The organism is Endozoicomonas sp. YOMI1 (genome assembly GCF_024606345.1).
Lineage (GTDB): Bacteria > Pseudomonadota > Gammaproteobacteria > Pseudomonadales > Endozoicomonadaceae > Endozoicomonas.
This window is the reverse complement of record NZ_JAHHPM010000237.1, coordinates 1-5,462: the sequence shown is the minus strand read 5'-3', so window position 1 is coordinate 5,462 and position 5,462 is coordinate 1. Positions and strand designations below refer to the sequence as shown.

The 5,462-nt window shown below is 48.0% G+C and carries 6 protein-coding genes; 3 read left to right on the top strand and 3 right to left on the bottom strand.

Annotated features, from left to right (window positions below; all coding sequences use genetic code 11):
- Positions 1 to 138: 138 nt before the first annotated feature.
- The 3 genes from KDK15_RS08305 to KDK15_RS08295 are packed head-to-tail and all read left to right on the top strand — an operon-like array spanning position 139 to position 3,930.
- Positions 139 to 1,434, top strand: a complete 1,296-nt coding sequence (locus tag KDK15_RS08305) for a DASH family cryptochrome (protein WP_257294889.1) — start codon at positions 139 to 141, stop codon at positions 1,432 to 1,434.
- Positions 1,435 to 1,471: 37 nt separating this feature from the next.
- Positions 1,472 to 2,347, top strand: coding sequence for a hypothetical protein (locus KDK15_RS08300; protein ID WP_257294888.1), 876 nt, complete (start codon positions 1,472 to 1,474; stop codon positions 2,345 to 2,347).
- Positions 2,344 to 3,930: a cryptochrome/photolyase family protein gene (locus KDK15_RS08295; RefSeq protein ID WP_257294886.1), complete on the top strand. Its 1,587-nt coding sequence runs from the start codon at positions 2,344 to 2,346 to the stop codon at positions 3,928 to 3,930. Before KDK15_RS08300 ends, KDK15_RS08295 begins: the two co-directional genes overlap by 4 nt.
- 108 nt (positions 3,931 to 4,038) lie before the next feature.
- On the opposite strand, the gene KDK15_RS08290 is transcribed toward KDK15_RS08295, so the two are convergent.
- From KDK15_RS08290 to KDK15_RS08280, 3 genes are all read right to left on the bottom strand, one after another.
- Positions 4,039 to 4,416: a hypothetical protein gene (locus tag KDK15_RS08290; protein WP_257294885.1), complete on the bottom strand. Its 378-nt coding sequence runs from the start codon at positions 4,414 to 4,416 to the stop codon at positions 4,039 to 4,041.
- A gap of 123 nt (positions 4,417 to 4,539) precedes the next feature.
- Positions 4,540 to 4,878 (bottom strand): high-potential iron-sulfur protein, encoded by a 339-nt coding sequence (locus tag KDK15_RS08285; RefSeq protein WP_257294884.1) that lies wholly within the window; start codon positions 4,876 to 4,878, stop codon positions 4,540 to 4,542.
- A gap of 199 nt (positions 4,879 to 5,077) precedes the next feature.
- A complete protein-coding gene (locus KDK15_RS08280; protein WP_257294883.1) occupies positions 5,078 to 5,284 on the bottom strand; it encodes a hypothetical protein in 207 nt (68 codons plus the stop codon).
- Positions 5,285 to 5,462: the final 178 nt, after the last annotated feature.

Genomic DNA, 5,462 nt, shown 5'->3' with positions numbered 1-5,462 from the left:
AGGTATTCCTTACCAGTCTGGTAAGCTGGTTTGCTGGGTTCACTGAATAGTTACCTGTTTGCCGTGGTTTGGGAAAATTAACGTACAAATGGGTGTATTGGAGCGGTTCGGAGGGTATTGCTCTTGCAGGGAACAACGATGTTTCTGTTTACCAATGATTTGAGGCTGAGTGATAACCGGGCCTTGATGCAGGCAGCCGCCAGCTGTAAACACTTGGTGTGCGTCTATTGTGTTGACCCTGCCTGGTTTAAGCCAGGCCGTTACCAGTCAAGGGTGATGGGCGATCATCGCTGGCGTTTCCTGAAGGAGAATATTCAACACCTTGAATCAAAGCTTAAAGAGCGACGGCAAAAACTGCTGGTGCGTTTGCAAAATCCGTATCAAGCGATCGAACAAATGCTGAATGCCCATAAAATTGATACTGTCTATCGCAGCCGTAATATTGGCTACCAAGAGAGTGCCTATTGGCAAACTCTCAAGCAGAACTTCCCGGCAGTCACGTTTAATGAAGTTGAAACGTTTACGCTCTTCCACCAGAACGATCTGCCATTTGCCCTGGACGAGCTGCCGGAAACATTTACTCAGTTCCGAAAGCAAGTAGAAAATCTGCCAATCACCGAAGCAGCAACCGCACCGGATATCATGCCAGGGCCAATGCCCGGTTTGAATTACCATTCTGACTGGTTACCGGCAAAGGCCAAAACCAACAGTCCGTTTACCGGTGGTGAAGCGGCAGGGGCAGAACATCTGAAACAATATTTCTCAGCGCTGCAGCCAACCACCTACAAGGAAACACGGAACGCCTTGCAGGGTTGGGAGACCTCAACCAAATTTTCTCCCTGGCTGGCCCACGGTTGTCTCTCCGTCCGGCAGATTTTCCAGGCACTCAGGCACTATGAGTCAATGATTATGGCCAATGAATCCACCTACTGGATTCTGTTTGAATTGCTGTGGCGAGAATATTTTCAATGGTACGCCCTGAAGCAGGGTGTTCGGCTGTTTTCATCCAGAGGCATCAGGGACAAGTGCAGGTTGTCCTGCTTTTATCCGGAACGGTTTCAGAAATGGTGCGCCGGTAATACGCCCTGGCCCATTGTGAATGCCTGCATGAAAGAGCTGCGGGCCACCGGTTACCTGTCCAACCGTGGGCGGCAGATTGTGGCCAGCTGCTTTATTCATGAACTGGGGATGGACTGGCGCTACGGTGCAGCCTGGTTTGAGCAGCAGCTGGTGGATTATGACGTGGGCAGCAACTGGGGCAACTGGCAGTATCTGGCGGGCGTGGGTGCTGACCCGAGAGGCAGTCGCCATTTTAATCTGGATAAACAGGCTCTGCAGTTCGATCCTGATGGCAGCTATATCAACCGTTGGAAGGGTCATAAAACCTACCCTCTCGACAGTGTCGATGCCGCCGACTGGCCCATCATGCCATAATCATTCAGCGGCCAATAGCTGATTTCACTGAAATACCTTGCAGACAATCAATAGAAATCTCAAAGCACTCACACCGACATATACCGCTACTGGGCCTTATAAAGGCTTACCTCAAAAAAAGAGTGTTCTACGAAGTTTATCATTGTTCGCACAAGGAAGAGACCTGTCCCAGTCTGATGGCGAATGCGTTAAGGAACAAAAAAACTATGCGAAAGTAACCACTGCTGAACAGCTTCAACGGCAAATTGAAGAAAGAGCATCAGAAATTTTGGACAGGCTAACGCCTGGAAGCTGCTTATTAATCGACTTTGGTAATGGTGAGCACATCGCCATGGTTCTGCGCTCCAATCGTGGTGAATTTGAATATTTCTCCTATGGGGCTACCAATGAAATGTGGAACAAGCTTAAACAAAATTTCGGCTGGAATGAGGTACAGAGGAAAGAGGGAGAAACTGTCAGCTATCATGAAGTCAAAAAAAGGGTGTGCCGAGACATTGTGGAAGAATATGACTACACCAGTGATCAACGCAATGTTCTGCTGACTGATGTTGATGTCGATAAAATGAGTGTAAGAGCAAAAAAACTATTCGAAAATCAAAACTACAGGCCCATCGGTTTTAACTGTGCGAAATTTGCAACTAATGTACTAAAGTCAGGCTATAGCCATATCTATGGTCGGGTACGTAATATGCACAAAGTTCAAATGCCAGAGGATGTGTTGAGGTTTGCCCGTGAACTTCAATACATAGCCTGTAAGGCTGAAAATAGCTCAGATGACCGTCTGGAAAAAGAAATTGACGGGCGTTGCGATCTTGATGGTGTCAGGCAAATATATAATTCAGAAGTTGCCCATGCAAAGTACCATCATCACAAAGTGGCTGACTTATTGGCAACGAAACCGGGTGATGGATGAAAAACAATAAACACTATTCTACCCTCAGGCTGATTCTTGGAGACCAGCTCAATGCCCGCCATAGCTGGTTCAGCAAGCAGGATGATGAGTGTATTTATGTGATTGCCGAACTGCTTCAGGAAACCGGTTATGTTAAGCATCATGTACAAAAAATCTGTGGTTTCTTTCTCGCCATGGAACAGTTTGCTACGGCATTGCAGAAAGCGGGGCATCAGGTTCTGCACTTGACGCTGGATGAAACCAAAGACTTTACCGACCTGCCTTCATTGATTCTCCACCTGTGCCAGCAATATTCAGTGACCCGTTTTGAATACCAGCGGCCCGATGAACACCGTTTGTTGGCACAATTAAGGGACTTTGAGCCAGGTATATCCATTAACAAAACCAGTGTTAAAAACATCTCCAAAAAAGAATGGGATACCGAACATTTTCTGGTTCCGTTTGAGGAGCTTGCCAAACGGTTCAAGCCCGGTAAGCCCGGCAGGATGGAAACGTTCTACCGGAAGATGCGCCAGCAGCATAATATCCTGATGTGTGATGGCCAGCCGGAAGGCGGGCAATGGAATTATGATGCGGATAACCGCTGTAAGCTCAAAGCTGCTGACCTTGACGGGATTCCGGAACCGTTAGTGTTTGCCAGTTCCACCGCGTCAGTACTGGAGCGGCTTAAACGGCATAAGGTACAGAGCTTTGGTGATATTGGCACTCATCTGCTCTGGCCGATTACACGTCAGCAGTCATTAGCATTACTCAATTATTTCTGCACCTGTTGCCTGCCACATTTTGGCCAGTTCCAGGATGCCATGACTGCGAACAGTGACCATCAGTGGAGCCTCTACCATTCCCGGCTCTCCTTTGCCCTGAATACCAAAATGCTCCACCCGAAACAGGTGATCGATAAGGCGATCAACGCCTGGCGGGAAAACCCTGAGGCGATTTCTCTGGCGCAAATAGAGGGCTTTGTCCGTCAGATCCTGGGCTGGCGTGAATATATCCGGGGTGTTTACTGGAGCAATATGCCGGACTATGAATCCATGAACTTCCTGAATGCGCAAAGCGATCTGCCTGACTGGTTCTGGACCGGTCAGACACAGATGAACTGTATGCGCCATGCCATTACTCAGTCATTGCAGTATGCCTATGCACATCATATTCAGCGGTTGATGATTACCGGCAACTTCTGCCTGCTTGTGGGTATTGATCCTGATCAGGTCGACCAGTGGTATCTGGGTATTTATATTGATGCGATTCAGTGGGTGGAGCTGCCCAATACCCGGGGCATGTCACAGTATGCGGACGGTGGCATGGTGGCATCGAAACCCTATGCGGGCAGTGGCAATTATGTGCAGAAAATGAGTGACTATTGCTCAGGCTGTGTTTACCACGTAAAGGAAAAAGAGACAGCAAGCGCCTGTCCTTTAAACAGTCTTTACTGGTATTTTATGGAGAAACACCGGAAGTTGTTGCGGCACAATCCACGGACCGCCCTGGTTTATAAGGGGTGGGATAAGAAGAGTTCAGCTGACAGGGATGCCATCCTGAAGCGGGCTCAGTGGTGTGTTAATCATTTGAACACCCTTTAAACATTTGAAAACCCAATAGAGCCGCCGCTGAGGGAAGCTCATCGGCAGGGCATCATTGAGAAATGGTTTCTGCATTCCCGCGAAGGACCCCATAAGCGTGGGAGCTGATCATGGCTTGAGGTGGTTCACAATAATAGCGAGTGTCTCTTCAACTTTGTCAAACCGGCTATCAATCTTATCAAGTCGGTTATCAATCTTATCAAGTCGGTTATCAATCTTATCGAGTCGGTTATCAATCTTATCGAGTCGGTCATCAACTTGATCGAGTCGGTCATCAACTATATCGAGTCGATTTTCAATCCTGTTGAAGCGTTCACGGTTTTCCTGCTGGTTGGCATCCACCTTTTTGTTGAGTGTTTCGATCGCTATTTCATGCCGCACACTGTGCAGGAACAGTTTTTTAATATCATTCTGTGAGTTTTTAACGCTGGTCTCTATTTGATGAATGGCATTCCAGAGCGCATCACTGTCTTTATCGTGGTTCATAAGGACAACTTCTGATTATTTTTGATGCGTTGAGAATAGCAGATAATCGCCTCGTTCCCGGGTTTCTTTGAGGGAACGAGGGTGTGCGTGGTATGGGTATTAGCAATTTTCTTTACTAATCTATCAGGCAGGTTTTAGTACCCAGGCCTTACACCATCCTTCCGGTTCTACGGAGTTTGCCGGAAAAAGCCTGCAACCCTGGTTATCCGGGGTATAGAGTGCGCAATTCTCACACTTTCGTCCTTCCTGATAGCCATCTATGGATTTAGCGGCTGCCTGTGTCTTTTTGTAGGAGAGCCCCATTGCGGTAGGGTTGGACTCATCCAGTGCCGGGAGTGCATCAGCCCGGGCCTGACGGATGGGAATATTAAGAAGGGGAATAAGCGCAGAAGCAGCGGCCAGTTGTAAAAACCGACGCCGGGTGGGTCCACGCTTTTCAGAATCGAATGATTTCTCAGACATGGGGATACCTCATCGTACTTTTATGTTTTTTAAACCTGATGGTATCAGGGTTTAAAACTTTTTCACTTGTACGAGTAGGGATATCTCACGGATCATGGGGGAAATCAATCCTCAAGGGCACTCTGGGAGGCTGTCCGAGTAGGCGCTGATCTCGAATATCGTTTTGATGCCAGCCGCCGTAAGTGCTTTTCGTGAAAACTCAGGATCGGCTTTTTCGCTTGATGATACCAATCACTTCCCGACGCAGGGAGTAGGCGCTTAATGTCTTGTTGAGGCTCAGGTTGCACTCTATACCGGTGATGCTTTTCATTTTGACGGGTCCACCACCACGCTGGATAAGATAAAGGCTTACGGTGCTGAGACGTTGGTTGGTGGCCGGGGTGCTGTTGTGCGTGGTCGGGATCATGTTGATGCCGCTATCGAGCAAAGTCGTACTTTCCTCAAGACCATAATTGATCAGGTAGGGACCGTTTATAAAAACAGGGGAACGTTAGGAATTGTCCCGAAATAACTTCGACATTTTGAACTTGATCTCCGTTCATCCTGAGCTTGTCGAAGGGTGATTGGCACAATACATGAGGCCG

Excerpts from the sequence above, each read along its gene's own strand:
- KDK15_RS08295 (WP_257294886.1), top strand. The coding sequence starts at position 2,344 with ATGAAAAACAATAAACACTATTCTACCCTCAGGCTGATTCTTGGAGAC.
- KDK15_RS08290 (WP_257294885.1), bottom strand. The coding sequence starts at position 4,416 with ATGAACCACGATAAAGACAGTGATGCGCTCTGGAATGCCATTCATCAA.
- KDK15_RS08280 (WP_257294883.1), bottom strand. The coding sequence starts at position 5,284 with ATGATCCCGACCACGCACAACAGCACCCCGGCCACCAACCAACGTCTC.
- KDK15_RS08285 (WP_257294884.1), bottom strand. The coding sequence starts at position 4,878 with ATGTCTGAGAAATCATTCGATTCTGAAAAGCGTGGACCCACCCGGCGT.
- KDK15_RS08305 (WP_257294889.1), top strand. The coding sequence starts at position 139 with ATGTTTCTGTTTACCAATGATTTGAGGCTGAGTGATAACCGGGCCTTG.